Source organism: Novosphingobium sp. MD-1 (assembly GCF_001014975.1).
Lineage (GTDB): Bacteria > Pseudomonadota > Alphaproteobacteria > Sphingomonadales > Sphingomonadaceae > Novosphingobium.
The window spans coordinates 454,794-474,650 of the sequence record NZ_BBXA01000013.1 but is presented as its reverse complement, the minus strand read 5'-3'; the positions used below and the strand labels follow the sequence as shown (position 1 = coordinate 474,650).

Genomic DNA, 19,857 nt, shown 5'->3' with positions numbered 1-19,857 from the left:
GTGCGAAATTTGGTATATTATATAGTATACACTTTTGGAGTTGATGTGGTAGGCTGCCGCGCAGCGCGATCAACGCGCGCGCATCATGGTGGCCAAGGCCCGGCACAGGGCAATCTGGGAGAGCACGCTTGGTACGGACACTGTTGACCGCACTTGCGCTATGGATTGCCGCCGCGACGCCGGTCGTGACACTCCATGCCGCTGAGGTCGGCCCCGGAGTGGGCCAGACCGAGGATGTCGGCGCCACAGGCTACGCTACAAAGCGGCTGGTGCTGGCCTCCGCCTGTTCCGAGGCCTGCCCCTGGGGCGAACTGGGCGAATTTTTGCGCGATGCCGTCCGGCCCGACGGTTACGAGATCATCCTGTGCCGCAATTGCAACCGCACCGAAGGGCCAAGGCTGGTCGCCAACGCGGCCTTGCCACCCCCGCTGGTCGAGGACGACCTGCGCCACGGAACGACCCGGCGCATCAATGCCCATGTCGACTTCGGCATTACCGAGGCGTCGATGCTGGGTTGGGCCTATCGTGGCGAATATATCTACGCCAAGGATGGTCCCTATACCGGACTGCGCCTGATCGCGCGGATCGAGGACCCGACCTATCTGCTGGTGGCGGTCAAGCCGCAACTCGGCATTTCCAGCCTGGCCGAAATCCGGGCGCGCAAGCTGCCGGTGCGGATCATCACCGATTTCCAGCCGAGCGTCATGCCGGTGCTGGATTATTACGGGATCGACCGGAAAAGCCTGGAAAGCTGGGGCGGCTCGCTGGTGGGCACCAAGGATATCACCGCGGCAACGCCGTTCGACGTGGTGATATCAAGCCTGGCCAGCCCGGCGAATAATCCCGAATCCGCATTCTGGACCACGCTTACCGTCGCGCATGACCTCAAGTTCCTGGACCTGGATACCGCGCTGATCGATCAGCTGGTCGACAAGGCGGACATGGTGCGAACCACCGCGCGCTGGGGCCTGTTGCGCGGGGTCGATCGCGCGATCCCCACCGCTGGACGCTCTGGCGAGGTGGTATTCGCGCGCGCCGACATGCCCGACGATATTGCGTACGCCATTGCCCGAGCGATCGATCGCCAGCGCGGCGAACTCAAGTGGTTCGTGCGGCCCTATTCGATCGATCCGCTGACCGTTGGCAACGGTCGCGGCGTACCGCTCCATGGCGGGGCGGCGCGCTACTACCGGGAAAAGCACTACCTCGACTGAAGCCGGAGCCGGACCGAGGCGGACACGAGCCCCCTCCTCGCCCCCGCCCAACAGGTTGCGCCCGACGGGGCACGAAAGGACAAGCGATGCCGCTATCCAATAGTTTCAAGGTTCCTGCCGCGATTACCGGGGCGATTGCCATCTATATTCTGGCCGTCGACAAGTTCGATACCTTCATGTTCTTTGGCTTGCCCGTGCTGGCCGGCATCGCCGCGGCGCTGGTGCTGCGCCGGATAGACCCGGTGCGCACCAACGCCGATCACGTAACCGATGCCTTGCGCGTCTATTACGGCCTGCATTTGATCTGGTCCTCGTCGCGCTACTGGTTTGCCGGCGGCCAGCCGGTGATCCCGCATCCGATCGGCGGCCCGTTCATTGAATCGCTGGCCGCGATGGGCCTGTTCCCCGGAATCAAGGCGATGGAAGGGGTGATCGGGCTGGTGCTGCTGAGCAACCGCTTCGTTCCGCTCGCGCTCGTGCTGGAAATGCCGACCTCCTTCACGGTGTTCTATCTCAACACCTTCATCACCGCCGCGCCGCGCCAGCTTATCACCGGACCGCTGGAACTGGGCGTGAACTGCCTGCTGCTGCTGGCCTACTTCCGCTACTACCAGCCCTTTCTGGTCGCCCGCGCCTATGCCGCTCCGCCGCGGTTTCTGGCGGTCAGCGCGATCGATGCCCCCAAGGGCCTGGGTCCGAGCTGATCGCCGAGGCACAGCACAAATCCGAACCACCTTGCACGGAAAGAACGCACATGCCGCCGCATACCGAAATTCCCGGCACCGCCAGTCTGGCTGGCGCGGTGGAAACGCGCGATCTGGCGCAATTGGTCGACGAAGCGCCGTGGAGCACCTACCAGAAATGGCTGCTGGGCTGCTTCGCGCTGGTGTTCGCGGTCGATGGCCTGGCCAACCAGTCGCTGGGCATCGCCCTGCCGGCGTTGATCGCGGACTGGGGCGGCGCGCGCGCCGCCTTCGCGCCCGTGGCCGCGTCCAACCTTGCCGGCGTGGCGCTGGGCTCGATTCTGGGCGGGCTTATCGGCGATCGCATCGGACGCCGCTGGGCCTTGATTTCCGCCATTTTCCTGTTCGGTTTGATGACGGCTGCCGGCGGCCTTACGCACAGCGTTACCCAACTGATCCTGGTACGCTTTATCGACGGCGTCGGCATCGGGGCCGCCATCCCCAACGGCGCGGCGCTGATTTCCGAATTCACACCGGCCAGCCGCCGGGGACGAGCCATCGCCATCGGCATGGTGTTCATCCCCATCGGCGGCATCCTGGCGGGCATGCTGGGGGCCGGCGTGCTGCAGATGCTGGGCTGGCAGGCGATGTTCTTCATTTCCGGCGCCCTGCCCATGCTGCTGGCGCTGGCATTCATCCGCTTTCTACCGGAATCGCCCGGCTTTCTGCTGCGCGCCGGGCGGCCCGAGGTTGTGGCGCGGGTGCTGGGGCGATGCGGCATCCGGCTCGATGCGTGGCAGGTCTATTCCACCCCGCCCGGCCACGCCTCGCTGGCCGGCCCGCTGGGCACGCTCCTCGCCCCCGCTTTCCGGCGCCAGACGCTGCTGCTGTGGGGCGGCTTTTTCACCTGTCTCATGGCCTCCTACACCATCTTCAGCTGGGTGCCCACCATGCTGCACACGCTGGGTTTTGACCTGACGCTGACCAGCCTTGGCATCACCACATTCCATATCGGTGGCGCGGTGGGCGCGTTGTTCAGCGGGGTGCTGGTCGACCGCAAGGGCTTCAGCTCCGCGCATATGACGCTGGCGGCGGCGGCGGCCGTCGTCGCGATGGTGATGGCCGTGATGCTGCATCAGAACATTACCATCGCGCTGCTGGTCCTGCCGATGATCCTGACGCTCGGCTTCTGCATGGCCGGACTGCACAACACGCTCTACACGCTGGCGGCGGAAACCTATCCCACCGCCGCGCGCGCCACCGGCGTCGGCACGGCATCGGCCACGGGGCGGCTGGGCGCGGTACTCAGTTCCTATACGGGCGTCATCTCGCTGGATATCGGCGGATCGGGCGCGTTCTTCGGCGTGATCGCCATTCTGCTGGCGCTGTGCGGACTGGCTGGTCTGGCCGCGCGTAAACACACCGCCCCCAGCCCGATCGCTACAGCCTGATCCCCTCATGCGGAGAACACACATGCCGCGCACTGGCCGTCTCGCTATCCCATCCGTTGCGGCGCTGGCGGCACTCGCGTTTGCCAGTGCCCCGGCCGCCGCACAAACCGGTACGCCAACTCCGCGCGTCACGGTGCGGGAAGGAACGCTTGCAGGCACGGCGGAAAGCGGCATTCGGCGTTTTCTCGGCATCCCCTATGCCGCGCCGCCAGTGGGCGACCTGCGGTGGAAGGCGCCCCGACCGGCCGCCCCATGGCGCGGCGTGCGTCGCGCCGACGCGTTCGGCCCGATGTGCGCGCAAGTGCAGTTCCCGGGCGCCCCGCCCAAGCGCATGAACGAAGATTGCCTGACGCTCAACGTCTGGGCACCCGCGCAACGGCGAGGCCGCCTGCCTGTTATGGTCTGGATTCATGGCGGCGGCTATATGTTCGGTAGCGGCAGCGAACCGCAGTTCGATGGCACCGCGCTCGCCAAAAAGGGCGTGGTGCTGGTCACGCTCAACTATCGGCTGGGGCCGCTTGGCTTCCTCGCCCATCCCGATCTCACCAGCGAGGCGCCCTATCGCTCCTCCGGCAACTATGGCATCCTCGATCAGATCGCTGCCTTGCGCTGGGTCCGCCGCAACATCGCGGCCTTTGGCGGCGATGCCGGCAATATCACGATCTTCGGGGAATCCGCCGGCAGCGGCTCGGTCAACATACTGCAGGCCTCGCCCCTGGCGCATGGCCTGTTCGACAAGGCGATCGGGGAAAGCACATCGCAGTTCGATCCCGACGGCGGGCTGATCGGCCGGCAGGACCGGGCATCGGCAGAGCGCTATGGCGCGGCCTTCGCCGCGAAACTGGGCGCGAGCTCGATCGCGCAATTGCGCAAGAAACCGGCGGACGAGATCCTGCGCGGCGCGCCGTTCTTCTGGCCCACCGAACGCGACGGCTACGTCCTGCCCGATCTGGTCTACAACATCTTCGCTGCGGGCAAGCAGAACGATGTGCCCACGCTGGTCGGGTCCAATTCCGACGAAGGCTCCACCCTGAAGATGAAATGGGTAACCCCCGGCCCCGGCAATCAGACGCAGTATGACAGCGTCTATGGCGACGTGGCCGATCCACTGCGCCAGTCCGCCACCGACGCCGTCCAGTGGCAAATGCGCGCCTGGGCACAGCTGCAAGCCAGGACAGGCAAATCCGGATCCTGGCTCTACTGGTTCGATCAGCCGTGGCCCGCCCAGGTGGAAAAGGGCGCGTTCCATGGCGCGGAGATCGTATACGTGTTCCAGAATCTTCGCGCCGAAAGCCAGCCCTGGACCGAGCGCGACCGGGCGCTATCCGATCTTATGTCGAGCTATTGGGTGAATTTTGCGCGGCGCGGCGATCCCAATGGCGCAGGCCTGCCGCATTGGCCGGGTTACCGCGCCGCCAATCCGCAACTGATGCGCCTTGCACCCGTGCCCGGCGTAATCGGCACCCCGCGCGAGGCGGCGCAACGCTTCCTCGATGCCTATTTCGACGCGCGCCGCTAAAGCCCTTTGGCGCGCAGCAAGCGCGCGATCAAACCGGCGATTTCGGCGTTGTTGGTTTCGGTCGGGAAGCCGTGGGTGTTACCGGTTATGCCGTGCTGATCAAGCTGGACATGCTCCACCGGCACACCGCCCCAGCGCAGGAAGGCAACCGTGCAATGATCATAGGCGGCGTGATAGGATGACCCGCCTGTGACGACCACAACCGGTATGTGCGCAAGGTTGGTGATCGTGCGCCGCTGGCCCTGCGGCAGCCAGCAGCCGATCCGGTCCGGCCCTTCCGGCGCCGCGCGTACCAGCGCACCGAAATCCGCGACGCCGGCCACCGGTGGCGAGAAGCGGATCGGCGCATAGGTTAGCCCGAACGGCCGCGCCACCGGATCACCGGGCTGCCCCAGCGGCGGCGCATTGTAGAACGGAGGGCCGTTCGGCTCCGCCGCGATTATCGCCTTCACCAGTGCCGGGCGCGCGTCGGCGATCTGCCAGCCCGTGGTGCCGGCGCGCGAATGGGTGACCAGAATAGCCGGGCCGATCCGGTCCAGCAAAGCCGCCCCGGCCTCGCGATCGATCCCGTCCACGCGGCTGCTGATCGCCAGCGGATCACCCGGCGCGCCGAACGGCACCTCGATGGTCGATTGCCGGCCGCGCACCATCTGTTCGTAGGCGGGATCGCCGGGCTGGAGCTTGCCGGGAAAGCGGGTGGCGGGTCTGGCCGCAGGCGGCGCTTCCCCGCCCGTGCGTTTCGCCAGCGCGGTCGGCGGCGGCAGCATCGGCCCGTCCACCGCGTCAAAATGCGCCGACCGCCCCAGTGTCGGCCTGTCCACGACGTAGACGGCATAGCCCTTGCGCAGGAACAGCGTGGCCCAGCCCTCGCGCCCGTCGGGCGTGCTCCAGAATCCCGCTCCGGTCGAGGCGCCGCCATGAACGAACACGAGCGGATAGCGGTGGGTGCGGTGTGCCGGGATCTGGTATTCGACATACATGGCATCGGCCACGACCTTGCCCGATGGGGTCTCCGCCTCATGCCCGCCGACGTAGAAGTTGCCCTGCTCGGCAATCACCAGTGGCGGCCTGGCGGGCGGCCGATTGCTCTTGGCAAAGGCCGGGCCGCCGACAAGCCCCAGCGCCACCGCGACGATGACCAAACCATGGAACCTGCTCATGGAACTCCCTTTGCCGCTGTTGAGGGACGCACTTTCGTCGCCTGTCAGTGTCGCAAGACCAGGCTTATCGCGGTGATCGCGGTGGCAGCGGCAATGCCGGCCAGCGCGGCCAAGAGCTGACGTGCCGGGGGCAAGCGCGATGCATCGAAGGTATCCGCTCCGCCACCACCACCCAGCGAAGGCTTCCCGGCCGAGACCGCCAGCATCGGGCGATAGCGATCGAGATGGCCCACGGACATGATGGCGTTGAGCGTGATGATCACCACCGCCACCCCGATCCCGAACGGCTTGCCATGCCCGCTGGTAACAAAGGCGATCATCAGCGTGATCGGCCATGCCGCGACGATCGCCAGCGCGGCAAGGCAATCGACCAGCAAGGCGAGGCCGATCGCGATTTCCAGCGCCTTCACGATGGCCATCACGCCGGATGCGGCAAGCGCGGGAACCAGCCCCGGCCCCGGCTGGATCGATTTGTCCGCATAGAACGCAAGCCAGTAGTTCAACCCGTGGAACAGGAACCAGCCGCCATAGAGAAACTGGCAGGCATAGGCGATCCCGGTGAACGCCCTGCGCCCACCGGAACCGCCTGTTTCGGCTGCCAGGGCTTCCGCCGATCGATCATCGTGGCCGCGATGGATCATGGGAAGAGCCCCGCAAATGCCTCAGTAGAACTTCTTCGAGAGCTGCAGCGAGACAAACCGCCCCAGCGAGCTGGAATAGGATGGGTCGAACCGGATCGGCGTGCCGCCGGAATTGACCACCAGTGGCGGCGTGGCATCGAACAGGTTTTGCGCGCTCAACGATATTGCCAGGCCGTTCGACCAGCCGGAATCGCTATCCTTGAACTTGTAGCGCAGGTTGAGGTCGAAGGTCGTGTACGAGCCGATGTTGCGATAGCTGTCCGGCACCGCTGCGGGCAGGAAATCGCGCGTGATCGTGCGCGAATTCACGAAATTGATAAAGGCCGTGCCCGAAAATCCGCCCTTGTCGACGCCCAGTTCGATCTTGCCGGTGAAGCGCGCCGGATAGCCGAAATGGTTGACCTCGTTCTTGAGTACCGCGCCAGGAATGGGCGCGGTCTTGTAGCGGAACGTATAGTTTGCCTGCGCGCCGATACGGAAATCGGCGAAGTTGCCAGGAATGTCATAAAGGAAGTTGAAGTCGATGCCATCGGTCTTGACGACGCCGCTGTTGTTGCGGCGCGCATCGACGATCGCGATCAGGGTCGTCGGATCGACCACGCCGAGGACCGGCAGCCCGGGATCGCTGGTCAGCTGGTTCCAGTAAGCGACATACTGCGCCAGCGTCATCTTCGACTTGGTGGGGAAGTATACCGGGTTATACACCACGAAACTGTCGTACAGGCCCGAATTGAGCACTGCGCCGATCGGGGCGTTATAGGCCGCCGTATCCACCTTATCGGTGTAAACGATGTTGTAGTACGTCACCCCGAGGTGGACGTTCTTGACCAATTCAGGTGAAACATCGAACCCGATCGACCATGTCTTGGCCTTTTCCGGCTTCAAGTCGGCATTGCCGCCGATCGGATAGGCATACTGGAACGAGCCATTCGCCGGGCTGAGCCCGACCGCGGCGCCGGTGGCGTTACGCGGCAGGAAACCGGCGGTCGCATACTTGTTGACGTCGACCAGTGTCGGCGCGCGGAACGAGGTGCCATAGCTGCCATGGAAGGTCAGCCCGCCCACCGGCGAATAGTTCACCCCGATCTTGGGATTGGTGGTGTGGCCGACATCGCTGTAGTGGTCGTACCGGACCGCGACGTCCAGTTCGAGCCGGGCGATCCCTGGCATCGCGTTGCCCGATCCGACGAGAGGCACGAACAGTTCGGCATAGCCCGATTTGACGTCGCGCTTGTTCGACGTGGGAACGCCGGTGGCGATACCGACATTGTCGGTACGGGTGTTGGACACCTGGCCGGTCCCCGACAGGAAATCGTGGTGCAGTTCGCCGCCGAGAGCCACGCGCACGCTGCCACCGCCGATATCGAAGAGGCTGCCGCCAATGTTCGCCGAACCACCGGTCAGCTTGTAGGTGGAGCCCAGCTTCGTATAGGCGCGGAACAGGTCGAGCGTTGCGGGCGAATTGCACGTCGATGCGCTGGAATCGCAGAACGGATTGAAGAAATCGACGCCGGCAGGCTTGGTGGTGCCGGCAACCGTTGCGCCCAGGGCGCGGTTGAGGCCGCTGGTGTTGAGCTGGTTATCGACACGGTTGGAGCCGACATCGGTGCTGTAATATCCGCTGAGGTTCGCGCTCCAGCCGTGCCCGAGCTTGAATTCCAGGCCCCCGGAAATGGACCAGATCTCTTCGTAGCCGGCATTCGTCGCCGGCCCGAGCGCGTTCAGGAAGTTGTATGGCACCAGCACGTTGCCGTTGGCCGGGCAATCCAGTGTCGCGCTGTTATCGGCCTTGCCGGCGAAGCACGGGCTATAGGGGTTGGTGTTGGGCACCGTCAGCGTCGCGGTCGAGGCGACGCCCTTCAGGACATAGCTGTGCCGCGAATAGAAGCCATCGGCGCTGAACGTGATCGAATCGCCCAGGTGCTGACGGAATGTGCCGACGACGGCGTGGCGTTCCCCGCTGGGCACCGCATCGGCGCCTTTCCAGGCATTCTGGCGATTGGTCGTCGTGCTCAGCTGCCCCAGCGTGATCCCGCCCGTGGTTCCGGCGGGAATGCCATAGGCCGGACCGTTGGCCGTGAACTGGACGTTGGCCGGGCTGGAAAAGATCGGATTGGCGCCCCCACCATAGGGTGAAAGATCGCTGTTGAACAATTCGGGACGGTCGTCCGCCTCCAGCGCGGTGCGCTTCTGGTATTCATAGGCCAGGAAGAAGCCACCGGTATCCCATTTGCGGCCCGCCGCGATCGACCCGATATATTCCTGCACCGAATTCGCCAGGCCGACGCGGAACTGCGCCTCGAGCGTGTTTTCCGGCTGGCGGGTAATATAGTTGACCACGCCGCCGATCGCGTCGGAGCCATAAATGGCCGAGCCGCCATCGGCCACGACCTCGATCCGCTCCACGGCTATACCGGGGATATTGTCGGCATCGAACAGCTGACCGTTGGGGCCCTGCGGGGCCACACGATGCCCGTTGACCAGGCTGAGCGTCGAGGCAGTGCCCAGACCGCGCAGATTGATCGATTTGGCAAAGAATGAATTGAGCGACGTGTTCTGGATGACCGAACCACCGAGTTGGTCGTTGGAACCACCAAAATTGATGACTTGCGGAATCTTGCGCAACGCATCGTTGGTCGTGCCGCCGCCCAGCTTTTCAATGTCCTCGCGGCCGATCGGAATCAACGCCGAACCCACCGGGTTGATGCCTTTGATGCGCGTGCCGGTGACGACGATATTCGGCTCGTCCTTCGCCACATCGGCAGGCTTGTCCGCCGTTTCGTTGTCTTGCGCGAAAGCGGGCGCGGACACCAGCGCGAGCGCTACCAGCGAAGTCGATATGGACAACCGGGACGCGGCAGCCGGACGGACTGAAAACTTCCTCGCAATCATCACCTTCTCCCTCAACCAACCCCGGTCTTTTGCCAGGCAATCGAACACCGAAGCAGTGGTCACCAACTCGGTATCTTAAAATAAATACTATTTTGGTATACTCTTGAGTCCACCACCCGTCAAGACAACCGTTGCTGCGCGTGACGGGAGCGACATCGATAATTTTTCGTAATTTCAGCACATTAAAGTATGATACAAATATTCATCAGCAAAGACTGCGCTCTGACGGGCGGAGATTTTCAACGCCGCCGGACCATCATCGCGGCCTGTTGCCCGCCGGCGAAACCCCCGCCTTGCCTCCAAACAGCGCAGGCGGTGCAACCGGAGGCCGCATGGCCAGCATCGGCCGGTAACTCTGATAATAGGCCAGCATCAGCGCCAGGTTGACGCCGAGTTCCGGCGGACCGGTGAGCACGCCGCTCAGCCGAGCCGTAACGAACGTGTTCAGATAGAAGATCGTTACCGCCGTCGGCATTTCCAGCACGAGCGCCAGCGGCACGAACCGGTTCGACAACAACAGCAGCGCGACGATGCCCTCGATGGTCTTGATCGCGGGGAAAGCCCCCATCGCCACCAGCGATGCGACAAAGGGGCCGCCGATCGGGTGGTGGATCACGGGCTGCATGTCGGTGCTCCAATAGCGCACCGAAGACCACAGCAGATGGCCGCCCATATAGATCCGCAGCACGTCGGCGATCTGCTCCGCCGTGGTCCGCCCAACGCTGCGCCGCGAATTGTACGCCGCAACCAGAACGCCGGCAATCAGCGGCAGGCCGAAGAACAGGAACGAATCAAAACTCAGCAGATTGAAGGCCAGGCCGGCGATCACCAGGATCAGGCCCGCCGCCAGCTTTGCGCCGCTACCCATAAGCCCATCCCCTCCGCCACCGCTCAATCACGCTGCGGCCCGCAAGCGGATCATTCCCGCCGCCTGCCGTGCGTTGATAGGATCAGCGGCCTTATCGTGTCAATATTTGATATACTATTTTGCATATTATTCTATGGAGCGGAAAAGGATCAATCCACCGGCGGTTTGTCGCCGATGATGTCCGCCCCCAGCCAATCGAAATGATCGTCGGGCACGCGCGCCGGGGGCACCGCGCGGAAACTGTCCACCGCGTTGATATCCCCCCGCCCCACATATTGCGCCCGCACCGGATAGGGATAGACCGGGCGGCGGCGCGGCGTTCCATCGGCCAGCGCGACGGTGCCTACCACCGCTCCGGGCGATGTTCCGCGCTCCACCCAGTTCACAACGGGGCCAAGCATGTCGTGCTGATAGGCAATATAGCCGCCGGTGCAGTGGTATACGGCCGGAAGCATATAGACCCGCATGAACGGATCGGTCCCGGCAAAGCCGCCCATGGCATCACGCACGCGCTGATAATAATCGAGCAGCAGATAGGATCCGCCGGCGTTGTCGGCTTCACCCTGCCACATGATCAGCTTTCCCCCACCCGCCTTGAACGCGGACAGATCGGGATCATTGGCGTTATAGTATCCGCCCGCGCGCAACAGATCCTTCAGCGCCGCTTCATCGGGCTGCCAGCTGCGCCAGTCGAAATCCTGATGCGACCGACCGCCATAGATCATGAACTTGATCTGATTTGCCGCGAGGGCGTGACCGTTGACAAGGAAGCTGCCCGGCCCGGTCCACAGCAGTTCCGAACCATAGGGTTCGCCCCCGAAAAACAGCGCCCGCCCTGCCCTGTCCACCGGGCCGCGATAGAGCTTGCGGATCACATCGGCTTGCTGCGGGCTGATGCAGCCCGAAGTGACACCGGGCTTGCAGACCAATTGCCCGGGATCGAAACGGCAAACTCTTGGGTTGTCGATTTGCCCATCTTTCAGTCCGTCGAGCCCGTCGCACGCCGCAATCACCGCGTCGTGCAAGAGGCTGGTCGCTTGCGGTGTCAGGACCGGCTTGCCGGCGGCATCCTGCGCCACCTGCGATTCATGGATGATCCGCACGACCCCGGCGGTGATCCACAGGGCAGGCGCGCCGGCGACGATGCCGTCGAAATCGTCCGGATAGCGCTGCGCCTCCATCATCGCTTCGCGGCCACCGTTCGAACAACCCAGAAAATAGGAATACTGCGGTGGGCGTCCATAATAGACGGAAAGGATCTGCTTGCTCGCCAGCGCCACGACATGCGCGGCACGGTAAGCGAAATCCTCACGCAATTGCGGCGCATAGGCCGCCCACAACGTGTCGAACGGTTCGGGGCCGACGTGGCCGGAATTGTTGAAGCTGACCGCAAAAGCGCCGCCAAACGCCTGGCGGTTATCACAGCTTGGCAGAACGTGATCATAGATCACCCCGCACGCGCCGCCGCAGCCGCCCTGGAGATAGCGCCCGGTATAGGATCTGGTCGGCAGGTGCAGTTCAAACTGGATCTGCGGCGCAATCATGCCCTTGATCAGGCAGAACTCCTGCCCGCCATCGCGTGTCTGCACCTGGGCCGAGGAAATTCGGGTTGGCGCGCCAGCTATGCCCAGGAAGTCACGGCTCGCCAGATCGCCGCAGGCCATGACCGGCGGAATGGCTGGCCGTTCCGGCAACGGCGTATAAACAGCGGCGGGCACGGATTGCGCCACTACCGGGCCGCTGCCAACCGCGATGGCCCAGAGCATGCAGATCATGGTGGCCAGATGCCGGGCGGCCGCAAGTTGCCTGGCGGCGCGGCACCTCACTGTCGCCGCCCGCTGCAACGATGCGCCGCGAAGAAATCGAAGGTTTCGGGCAGATAGCGGACCCAGGCATCGCCATGCGTGCCATCGGGCACCAGATGCATGCGCGCCCTGACCCCGGCCGCACGGGCGCGGGCGGCAAGCCGCTGCGTGTCTGCCAACCTGGCAAGCGTATCGCGGCCACCATGCACGAACAGCACGCCGCTGATCGAGCGCAGGCGTTCGACCGGATAGCCCGGCCAGGGCGGACCATCGCTGGCGGAGATCGCGCACCATTTTTCGGGAAAGCTGCGGGCCAGATGCAGCACGCCGGTCATGCCCATCGAATTCCCCATCACATAGACGCGGGCGGGATTGATCCTGTAGTCCGCCATTGCCCGGTCGATCACATGCAGCACATCGGCCTGCGCCAGCGCGGATTCGGCCTGGGGAGTCATCGCGCGCGGCGCGGCGCGGGCGGGCAGCGCCGAAGGCAGCGGCAGGTTTGCGCCATAGTCCGCCATGCCATTGTAGCCATTCGGCGCGACGATCACGAAGCCGTGCCTGTCGGCCTCGCGCTGCAGCGCCCCGCCGGCATCGTCAAAGGGAGACGCGGCGGTGGCGGCATAGCCATGCAGTACCACCACCATGGGCGCGGCGGCGTCTGCCTTCCAGCCGCCGGGCAAATAGACGCGATAAGGCACCTTTTCGCCCGGCCTTTCAGGCATTTCATACGTCAGCTGCAGCTCCCGGCCAGGCAAAGACGGCGATACCGCCCGCGCTTCGCCCGCGGCCCGGTCCGGCGGGCTTATTGTGGCAAGAAGTGCCAGCGCCAACCCGCAGTCAGCGGGGCCAAAGCGGCGGTATCGCCTTGTCTCAACCATCGGGGTCTCAACCATCGCGCGGCTCCCGAAAACAGGCCTTGTCCCTAGAGTTTGATCATGCCCGCAAACAGCCACAGGTTGAACGTCTGCAACGCCAGACCCACCCAGCCAAAGGCGAAGAATATCCTGCGCTGCCAGCGGCCCATCGGCGGCTGCATCGCCGGCGCCAGGTCAAGCGTGGCCCCTGGCACGGGCAGCGGTGCCCGCCACGCCAGGGCCGGCCGATAGTATCCGAAGTAGCACCACATCAGCCAGAGATGCGGCAGCAGCACACAAAGCCCGCCGACGATCATGTCGGCAATCGCCGCCAGCAGCGCCGAAGTGGTCTCCGCGCCGTTGATCCAGCGCCAGATGTCATCCAGAATCAGGGCATCGAGCATGAAGGTCAGGAAGGCGACCGGCAGCGCCACGGCCAGCATCGCCGGAACGCCACGGTTGGCCAGCAGCGACAACCCGAAGGCAACTTCCACGATCTTCGCCGACTGGAACATCCAGCCGGTCTTGATCATTTCCACCACCACCGCATGCTTGATCGGCAGATCGGGAGGCATGTTCACGTGCGGCAGCATCGGAATGAACCCGAAAAACCAGTTCAGCCCGCTGAGCAGATAGAAGATTCCCAGCACCATGCGGGCCGCGAACACCATCTTTGCCTGCATGGATCGCTCTCCTCGCGCCCGGCTGCGTTCCCCGAGCCGTCGTGCTTGACGGCCTTCACAGTCCGAATCATGTTGACACCAATGCTTTAAGCGGGCCTCTATTGTTAGGCAATTATGTAGTAATATATTTCATGCAAATCCAAACGCTGGCCCAAACACTGGGGCGCCTGACGGTGCGCAAGGTTGTGGAAATGGAAAGCGGCCTGCCCCTGCCGGCCATGTTCCCCGCCGTGAATTCCGCCGATCTTGCGACGATGGCTCGCTGGTGGCGCGATCCCGATTTCACGACCGAGCCAGCCGGATCGACGCTGATGCTGAGCATGCACAGCTATGTGATCAGCCTGGACGGCGCCAACGTGCTGATCGATGCCTGCAACGGGAACTGCAAGCAGCGCAGCCTGCCGTTCATAAACATGCTGGATACCCCCTACATGGCGAATCTGGAGGCGGCCGGCGTGTCGCCCGAAGAGATCGATCTGGTTTTGTGCACCCATCTGCATTTCGATCACGTGGGCTGGAATACGCGGTTGGAGAATGGCCGCTGGGTGCCCACCTTTCCCAATGCACGGTATATCTTCGGCAAGCGCGATTACGAACATTGGGCGAGCCAGCACGAGGACGCGCTGCACCACGAAGCATTTATGGATTCCGTTTTGCCGGTGGTGGAGGCTGGCCTTGCCGAGATCATCGATGTCGAAAGCGAAACACCCGTGTTCCAGGCGATCGGCGATGGCATCTGGCTGGAACCGGCCTTTGGCCACTCCCCCGGCTGCTGCGTGATCCATGCCCAGGCGGGCGGCGCGAAGGCCCTGTTCTGGGGCGATGTGATCCATCACCCGATCCAGCTGGTACGTCCGGAGCTGCCACTGATGTTCGACCATGACCCGGCGCTGGCGGCGACGGTCCGCCAGGCGCTGCTGAACCGCGTCGCCGATACCGACACGATGTGCTTTCCGGCGCATTTTCGCGGCAATTCCGCCGGCCATGTGCGCCGTGATGGCAGCCGCTTCCGCTATGATTTCGTTTAGCCCGGCGGTCGCATAGCGGCGATGCGGTAGGCGCGGACCGATACCAGTTGCAGCACTTGGGCCGCAACATAGGGATCGGCATTCGCCAGCGCTTCCGCCGCCGCCCGATCCGGTGCGTCGATAATCACCACGCTGCCCGCCGGCTGCCCGCCATCGTCCAGCAGTGGCCCCGCCAACCGCAAGGCATCGCCCAGCCCCTTGCGGTAGGCGATGTGATCGGGCCGCAAGGCTTCGCGCTGCGCAGCCTTGCCGGTTTCGGCATATTCGACCAGGAAATGTGCCACCGGTCAGGCCGCCGCATCAACCGGTTGCAGGTTCTCGGCCAACGGCTGAATATCCTGCCACTTCCGCTCGGGCTCGAAAAAGAAGGTTTCGGCGGTGATCTGGTTCCAGTCGAACGATCCCTGCGCCGCCTCGGGCACTTCGCCCGTGGCCATCATGTGCTTGACCGACCGCAGCATCATCCGGCGGAAAGCGACCACCGCCATGTCCGAACGGCCCAGATGCTCCTTGGTGCGATCGGCAATCTTGCCCATGGTTTCGCTGACCGCGTGATCCTGCAAGGCAATGCCGACAATGCCGGACATGTTGCTGGTACGCATCATTTCGCGGTCCTGATTGTACCAGACATCGATGCCGTTGGTCTTGAAGAAGTGCTCGTCATGCGGCGTGTTCGCCTCGGTCATGCGGTGGGCGCGATCGATCGTCTGGCCGGGATCGTAGAAAAACTGGATATGCCAGGTCGAATAATCGTCGCGCGGCACGAAGGCATTGACCAGCCGGCGGTTCCGGCGAAATTCCGGCGCACGCGGCCCGTCGGGCGGGATGAAGGTGTAAAACGGCATCGGCACCTGGGTCATCCGGCCGTTCTTGAGATTTTCATCGGCATTGCGCACCGCGCAATAGCGCATCCCATAGCGGGTAAATTCCACCTCCAGCTTGGGCCGCAGGTCCTTTTCATGCGGCCATTTGGCCGGCTGATCCCATGCGCTTTCCCGGTGGAGAATCCCGGCATGCGACGAATCCACCGCGCCTTCCAGCGCCTGTGAATAGTTGCATTCGTAGATGACCTTGAACGCTTCGCAGCTGCCCTTGGGCATGTCGAACCAGGGGAAGTGCGGGAAAGCGGGCTCAAGCTCGCTTGGCCCCATATAGGTCCACACCATCCCGCCCGCGACCCGGGTGGGATAGGCCTTCGTCCGCATGGCATTGGCCAGTTTGGAATTCTCGGGCTCCGCCGGCGTATCCACGCATTGGCCGGTGACGTCGAACTTCCAGCCATGGAACAGGCAGCGCAGACCGCATTCGCCATTGACGCCCAGCGCCAGCGACGTGCCGCGATGCGGACAATGCTCATCCAGCAAGCCGATCCTGCCTTCGCTGTCCATGAACGCGACGAGATCCTCACCGAGCAGCCGTATCCGCACGGGCTTGCCATCAGCGACAAGCTCGCTTTCGAGCAAAGCCGGCATCCAGAAGCGGCGCATCAACTGCCCCATCGGCGCGTCCGGCCCAACGCGGCAAAGCAATTCGTTATCGTCATGAGAGAGCATTTGACGCATCCACTTTGTTAGACAATAAGATATATTATCTTGCAGTGACTCGAAAGTCACTACCCAATCTGGAGAAAAATCTTGGATCTGGACGATGTGCTTGCGGTCGAAAACTTTTCGGACCTCACCATTCAGGTGCTGGCCGATCGGCTGCAGCGATCGAGAACGGCCGAGCACTGCATCTATCGCGAAAGCGAACTGGATGAGCTGTGGCGGCTGGTGGACATCGCGGTCAGCTCCGGGGATCGCGATGGCCTGCGCGATCAGGCCAGCCTGATCCGGTTGCGCGCCATTGTTCACCGCGCCCACGATCTGGTGGGCATGGAGGGCACCCCGGCCGCCGCCGCCGCCACACTGCGCGAGGCGCTGGCGTAACCGGCTGGCGCGGCGGGCTGCGGCGCTGGCTCCGGCCTAGCGCCAGCAGACAAAGCCCATGGCGTTGCCGGTGCCGGCTTCGCTGCGATAGCAGGGAATGTAGTCCAGAACTTCCGGCCGCAGCCCGGCCTCGGCCATCGCGCCGGCCACCGGAATCCAGTTCTTCATTTCCGATGTGCCGTCGCGGAACACGGTTTCGCCCATCGCGAACACGGGTGCGAGATCATTGTTCTCCAGCGCGGCCAGAAACGTTCGGTCCACCTCTTCATCGATCACGAAATGGGTCAGCCCGCCGCTGGCGATCAGGGCCACGCGCTGGTCGCTGTCCCACGCGCGGATTGCCTTCAGGATCGACTGGCCAAAATCGAAGCAGCGCCGGGCGCGCGGCTGGTTGGGCGGATAGAAGGTGTTCACGGTCACCATCACGCTGGGGCAGGGATTGTCGCGCATGATCCGGCGGAACACGAAGCCCCAGGCATGGGGCGTCTCCTCCCGCGGAAGGGCCGACATCGCCGCCACATCGAATTCATCCGCGATCGCCACATCGATGATCTTGCGCGCAAGATCGGGGCAACCGCGATAGTCGGCGCCGCCGGCCGGAATATACCCCGGCAGCGAAGCCGCGATGCCCGGCGGCAGCTCCTGCAGCCGCTGCGCGCCGAGTTCGTGATTGAGGATCGTCTCGCCATAATGGACCGCGAAGGCGGGGTTTAGCGTGGTGCGATATATCTCGTTCTGGTCGTTGCCGACGATCACCGCGACATCGATCCTGGCCTCGGCAAAGATATCGGCCAGACGCTCGATATTCGATTGGCAGGCGGCCTGGCGCTGCTCCCAGACCTGTTCGGTGATCTGCTGGTCCAGCCCCTCGCCGGCGCGTGCGGCCACAAGCTGGTCGAAGCTCCAGTCACCGCCTCTCCAGGCGTGGATATTGGCTTTGTCGGCCGGCACCCGGATGCCCCAGCTTTGCGATTCGGTCACCAGCATCGGCCCGTGGCTCGTGCCAATTCCCAGCACCACTTGCGCCATCGCTTCCTCTCCCTCTCCGGGTTTCGCCATCGGCTGCGATCAACGGCCCCCAACAACGGGGGTTGATGCCGCCTTCAAATTCGGATACTCGTTTGTATAACAATTTTCATCACAGATCAATGTGGGTCTGCCGCGCGAAGGAGAGGGCGTAATGGACATGACAGTGGCGAGCGATCTCAGCATTGCCAGCAAGTGGCCAACGATCGGCTCGCCCGAGGAGGCCATCGCCAAAGTGCGCGCACTGCTGCCGGAAATCGGGCAGGCGGATACCGGAGCGGACAGCAACCGCCGCCTCGATGCCGGCGTGGTGGACCGGATGCGCGCCAGCGGACTGTTCGGCCTGGTCATGCCGCGCAATCTGGGCGGTTCGGAACTCGGCTTTGCGGACCTGGTTCGCGTAGCCGCCGAAATCGGTTCGGTATCCGGGTCTGCCGCATGGATTTTCGGCGTGCTGGCAGGCCACAGCTGGCTGATCAACCTGTTTCCCGAGCAGGCGCAGCGCGAGGTGATGGGCGATCCCACCACGCTGATCGGCACGGTGTTCCGGCTGGGCGGCGATGTGGTGGAAGAAGGAGACGGCTATCGCCTGACCGGCGGTAACGGCAAGTTCTGTTCGGGGATCGACTATGCCACCTGGGTGATCATCGGCAATGCCGTCAAGAAGGCGGACGGATCGATGGAACCCCGGTTTTTCGTGGTTCCCAAAACCGACATCGTGGTGATCGACGATTGGCAGACCATGGGTATGCGCGCCACCGGCAGCCGGTCGATCCGGATCGACAGCGCCTTCATCCCGGCGCACCGCAGTTGCAGCCTTGCCGATATGCTGGCCGGGTCCACGCCGGGCGCGAAGCACCACAGCGGCGCCGTCTATCGGATGCCGTTTTCCAACATCGCGCCGTTTTCGATCGTCGGCGCGCCGCTGGGCATGGCCAAGGGCATGGTAACGCGCTTTGCCAAGGAACTTGGCGCGAAGCTTAGCGGCGGTTCCCCCCTTGAAGTGGCGGAACAATCGGCGACGCTGGCGAGGATCGCCGAGGTCGATGCGCAGATCGATGCGGCGCTGGCGCTGGTGATCAGCGATGCCGAGATGATCGACCGCGCGATCGAGCCCGACGACATCTCGTTCTTGCAGAGCGCCCGCATTCCGCGCAACTGGGCCTGGGCGGTCCAGCAGGCGCGCCACGCGGCAAACCGCATCTTCGAGGCTTCGGGTGGCACGGCCATCTACGATGACCAGAAAATCCAGCAGTTGTTCCGCGACATAAACGCGGCGGCACAGCATTTTGCATTCACCTGGGATCGCGCCATGACGGCTTACGGCCGGGCGGCGACGGGCCTCAAGCCCGGCGAATTTGCCATTCCCAAGCGCAACTGACCGCAGCGAAGACCGGGGAGCGAACGGAATGTGGCGAAGCATCGAGCATTACGGCGTCACCTTTTGCCGCTTCTATCTGGGCGGTTTCAACCTGGTGTCGGGCCTGAACTACTTCGTGCTGTTCTGGCCGCAACCCAAGATTGCCGAATCCGCTGGCAACGAGTTCGTGATCGCGGCAATGCAGCTCAAGCTGTTCGCCTTCGCCAAAGTGGTCGAAATGCTGGGCGGGCTGTGTCTTGTCACCAACCGTTTTGTGCCGCTGGGTCTGGTGTTGCTGATGCCGGTCACGGTCAACATTTTCCTGGTGAACGTGCCGTGGGCGCCCTTCCCGCACATCCAGCTTTCGGTGACCCGCAATCTGGTGATGCACGGCATCCTGCTCGCCGCCTATGCCAACTACTATTATCCCATGCTGAAATTTCGCAGCGCGCCTCTTCCCGTGTGGCGTGATCCTTCACGCATCGTGAAATCGCTTTGATCGCAGGTGGCGGGATGATGGCAAATTTCAATTTCGCGCTGGACGGCAAGGTTGACCTGTTCAGCCTGAACCCGCTGGAAATGACCAATTTCGAGATGGCGGGCACAATCATCGGCATTGCCGGAGTCTTGCTGAGCATGGCCTTGCGCCGCAGCGCCCGGCCCCGGCTGCGCCCGCACCTCTTCACCGCCGAACTGGCGGATGAGACAGACGCCGGACACGCGCAATAGCGCTGTTTTCGCG

Annotated in this window: 19 protein-coding genes; 9 read left to right on the top strand and 10 right to left on the bottom strand. The window is 63.7% G+C overall.

The annotated features are described in order from the left end of the window. Window positions 1-128: 128 nt before the first annotated feature. The 4 genes from NMD1_RS02635 to NMD1_RS02620 all read left to right on the top strand — a co-directional run bounded on the left by NMD1_RS02635 (window position 129) and on the right by NMD1_RS02620 (window position 4,867). A complete protein-coding gene (locus NMD1_RS02635) occupies window positions 129-1,214 on the top strand; it encodes a TAXI family TRAP transporter solute-binding subunit (protein WP_125953506.1) in 1,086 nt (361 codons plus the stop codon). An 86-nt stretch (window positions 1,215-1,300) separates the two neighbouring features. After that, window positions 1,301-1,918: a hypothetical protein gene (locus NMD1_RS02630; RefSeq protein ID WP_125953505.1), complete on the top strand. Its 618-nt coding sequence runs from the start codon at window positions 1,301-1,303 to the stop codon at window positions 1,916-1,918. Window positions 1,919-1,968: 50 nt separating this feature from the next. Further along, window positions 1,969-3,348 (top strand): MFS transporter, encoded by a 1,380-nt coding sequence (locus NMD1_RS02625; RefSeq protein ID WP_125953504.1) that lies wholly within the window; start codon window positions 1,969-1,971, stop codon window positions 3,346-3,348. A 22-nt stretch (window positions 3,349-3,370) separates the two neighbouring features. Continuing rightward, window positions 3,371-4,867 carry a carboxylesterase/lipase family protein gene (locus NMD1_RS02620; protein ID WP_158453869.1) on the top strand — a complete coding sequence of 499 codons (1,497 nt, stop codon included), beginning with the start codon at window positions 3,371-3,373 and terminating at the stop codon, window positions 4,865-4,867. Here the strand turns inward: NMD1_RS02620 and NMD1_RS02615 are convergent. From NMD1_RS02615 to NMD1_RS02585, 7 genes are all read right to left on the bottom strand, one after another. Continuing rightward, on the bottom strand, window positions 4,864-6,027 hold the full coding sequence (locus tag NMD1_RS02615; RefSeq protein WP_125953502.1) for a hypothetical protein: 1,164 nt from the start codon (window positions 6,025-6,027) through the stop codon (window positions 4,864-4,866). The genes NMD1_RS02620 and NMD1_RS02615 overlap by 4 nt on opposite strands. A gap of 44 nt (window positions 6,028-6,071) precedes the next feature. Beyond that, window positions 6,072-6,668, bottom strand: a complete 597-nt coding sequence (locus NMD1_RS02610; RefSeq protein WP_125953501.1) for a hypothetical protein — start codon at window positions 6,666-6,668, stop codon at window positions 6,072-6,074. Between the two features lie 21 nt (window positions 6,669-6,689). Next, on the bottom strand, window positions 6,690-9,560 hold the full coding sequence (locus NMD1_RS02605; protein WP_125953500.1) for a TonB-dependent siderophore receptor: 2,871 nt from the start codon (window positions 9,558-9,560) through the stop codon (window positions 6,690-6,692). Window positions 9,561-9,816: 256 nt separating this feature from the next. Further along, on the bottom strand, window positions 9,817-10,428 hold the full coding sequence (locus NMD1_RS02600; protein ID WP_125953499.1) for a hypothetical protein: 612 nt from the start codon (window positions 10,426-10,428) through the stop codon (window positions 9,817-9,819). Between the two features lie 149 nt (window positions 10,429-10,577). Beyond that, window positions 10,578-12,203, bottom strand: a complete 1,626-nt coding sequence (locus tag NMD1_RS02595) for a tannase/feruloyl esterase family alpha/beta hydrolase (protein ID WP_125953498.1) — start codon at window positions 12,201-12,203, stop codon at window positions 10,578-10,580. Between the two features lie 47 nt (window positions 12,204-12,250). Beyond that, window positions 12,251-12,958 (bottom strand): alpha/beta hydrolase-fold protein, encoded by a 708-nt coding sequence (locus tag NMD1_RS02590; RefSeq protein WP_158453868.1) that lies wholly within the window; start codon window positions 12,956-12,958, stop codon window positions 12,251-12,253. A 200-nt stretch (window positions 12,959-13,158) separates the two neighbouring features. Next, window positions 13,159-13,773, bottom strand: a complete 615-nt coding sequence (locus NMD1_RS02585; protein ID WP_125953496.1) for a hypothetical protein — start codon at window positions 13,771-13,773, stop codon at window positions 13,159-13,161. A gap of 41 nt (window positions 13,774-13,814) precedes the next feature. Here NMD1_RS02585 and NMD1_RS02580 point away from each other — a divergent pair, with 41 nt between their 5' ends. Further along, window positions 13,815-14,801, top strand: coding sequence for an MBL fold metallo-hydrolase (locus tag NMD1_RS02580; protein ID WP_233497307.1), 987 nt, complete (start codon window positions 13,815-13,817; stop codon window positions 14,799-14,801). Here the strand turns inward: NMD1_RS02580 and NMD1_RS02575 are convergent. Both NMD1_RS02575 and NMD1_RS02570 read right to left on the bottom strand, forming a co-directional pair. Further along, complete coding sequence (locus NMD1_RS02575) at window positions 14,798-15,085, bottom strand: YciI family protein (protein ID WP_125953495.1); 288 nt, start codon at window positions 15,083-15,085, stop codon at window positions 14,798-14,800. The genes NMD1_RS02580 and NMD1_RS02575 overlap by 4 nt on opposite strands. A 3-nt stretch (window positions 15,086-15,088) precedes the next feature. After that, on the bottom strand, window positions 15,089-16,354 hold the full coding sequence (locus NMD1_RS02570; RefSeq protein WP_125953494.1) for a Rieske 2Fe-2S domain-containing protein: 1,266 nt from the start codon (window positions 16,352-16,354) through the stop codon (window positions 15,089-15,091). Between the two features lie 81 nt (window positions 16,355-16,435). Between NMD1_RS02570 and NMD1_RS02565 the strand changes: the two genes are divergently transcribed. Further along, a complete protein-coding gene (locus NMD1_RS02565; RefSeq protein WP_125953493.1) occupies window positions 16,436-16,729 on the top strand; it encodes a hypothetical protein in 294 nt (97 codons plus the stop codon). Between the two features lie 36 nt (window positions 16,730-16,765). On the opposite strand, the gene NMD1_RS02560 is transcribed toward NMD1_RS02565, so the two are convergent. Next, window positions 16,766-17,788 (bottom strand): protocatechuate 3,4-dioxygenase, encoded by a 1,023-nt coding sequence (locus tag NMD1_RS02560; protein WP_233497306.1) that lies wholly within the window; start codon window positions 17,786-17,788, stop codon window positions 16,766-16,768. Between the two features lie 121 nt (window positions 17,789-17,909). On the opposite strand from NMD1_RS02560, the gene NMD1_RS02555 reads away from it, so the two are divergent. The 3 genes from NMD1_RS02555 to NMD1_RS02545 are packed head-to-tail and all read left to right on the top strand — an operon-like array spanning window position 17,910 to window position 19,844. Then, a complete protein-coding gene (locus NMD1_RS02555) occupies window positions 17,910-19,136 on the top strand; it encodes an acyl-CoA dehydrogenase family protein (RefSeq protein ID WP_233497305.1) in 1,227 nt (408 codons plus the stop codon). A gap of 28 nt (window positions 19,137-19,164) precedes the next feature. Further along, a complete protein-coding gene (locus NMD1_RS02550) occupies window positions 19,165-19,614 on the top strand; it encodes a hypothetical protein (protein WP_125953492.1) in 450 nt (149 codons plus the stop codon). A gap of 14 nt (window positions 19,615-19,628) precedes the next feature. Beyond that, window positions 19,629-19,844 (top strand): hypothetical protein, encoded by a 216-nt coding sequence (locus NMD1_RS02545; RefSeq protein WP_125953491.1) that lies wholly within the window; start codon window positions 19,629-19,631, stop codon window positions 19,842-19,844. Window positions 19,845-19,857 lie beyond the last annotated feature (13 nt).

What these genes read in the sequence shown, in the direction of transcription:
- NMD1_RS02630 (WP_125953505.1), top strand. Translation starts at nt 1,301, where the DNA reads ATGCCGCTATCCAATAGTTTCAAGGTTCCTGCCGCGATTACCGGGGCG.
- NMD1_RS02625 (WP_125953504.1), top strand. Translation starts at nt 1,969, where the DNA reads ATGCCGCCGCATACCGAAATTCCCGGCACCGCCAGTCTGGCTGGCGCG.
- NMD1_RS02620 (WP_158453869.1), top strand. Translation starts at nt 3,371, where the DNA reads ATGCCGCGCACTGGCCGTCTCGCTATCCCATCCGTTGCGGCGCTGGCG.
- NMD1_RS02615 (WP_125953502.1), bottom strand. Translation starts at nt 6,027, where the DNA reads ATGAGCAGGTTCCATGGTTTGGTCATCGTCGCGGTGGCGCTGGGGCTT.
- NMD1_RS02610 (WP_125953501.1), bottom strand. Translation starts at nt 6,668, where the DNA reads ATGATCCATCGCGGCCACGATGATCGATCGGCGGAAGCCCTGGCAGCC.
- NMD1_RS02605 (WP_125953500.1), bottom strand. Translation starts at nt 9,560, where the DNA reads ATGATTGCGAGGAAGTTTTCAGTCCGTCCGGCTGCCGCGTCCCGGTTG.
- NMD1_RS02600 (WP_125953499.1), bottom strand. Translation starts at nt 10,428, where the DNA reads ATGGGTAGCGGCGCAAAGCTGGCGGCGGGCCTGATCCTGGTGATCGCC.
- NMD1_RS02595 (WP_125953498.1), bottom strand. Translation starts at nt 12,203, where the DNA reads ATGATCTGCATGCTCTGGGCCATCGCGGTTGGCAGCGGCCCGGTAGTG.
- NMD1_RS02590 (WP_158453868.1), bottom strand. Translation starts at nt 12,958, where the DNA reads ATGCCTGAAAGGCCGGGCGAAAAGGTGCCTTATCGCGTCTATTTGCCC.
- NMD1_RS02585 (WP_125953496.1), bottom strand. Translation starts at nt 13,773, where the DNA reads ATGCAGGCAAAGATGGTGTTCGCGGCCCGCATGGTGCTGGGAATCTTC.
- NMD1_RS02570 (WP_125953494.1), bottom strand. Translation starts at nt 16,354, where the DNA reads ATGCTCTCTCATGACGATAACGAATTGCTTTGCCGCGTTGGGCCGGAC.
- NMD1_RS02560 (WP_233497306.1), bottom strand. Translation starts at nt 17,788, where the DNA reads ATGGCGAAACCCGGAGAGGGAGAGGAAGCGATGGCGCAAGTGGTGCTG.
- NMD1_RS02555 (WP_233497305.1), top strand. Translation starts at nt 17,910, where the DNA reads ATGGACATGACAGTGGCGAGCGATCTCAGCATTGCCAGCAAGTGGCCA.
- NMD1_RS02550 (WP_125953492.1), top strand. Translation starts at nt 19,165, where the DNA reads ATGTGGCGAAGCATCGAGCATTACGGCGTCACCTTTTGCCGCTTCTAT.
- NMD1_RS02545 (WP_125953491.1), top strand. Translation starts at nt 19,629, where the DNA reads ATGATGGCAAATTTCAATTTCGCGCTGGACGGCAAGGTTGACCTGTTC.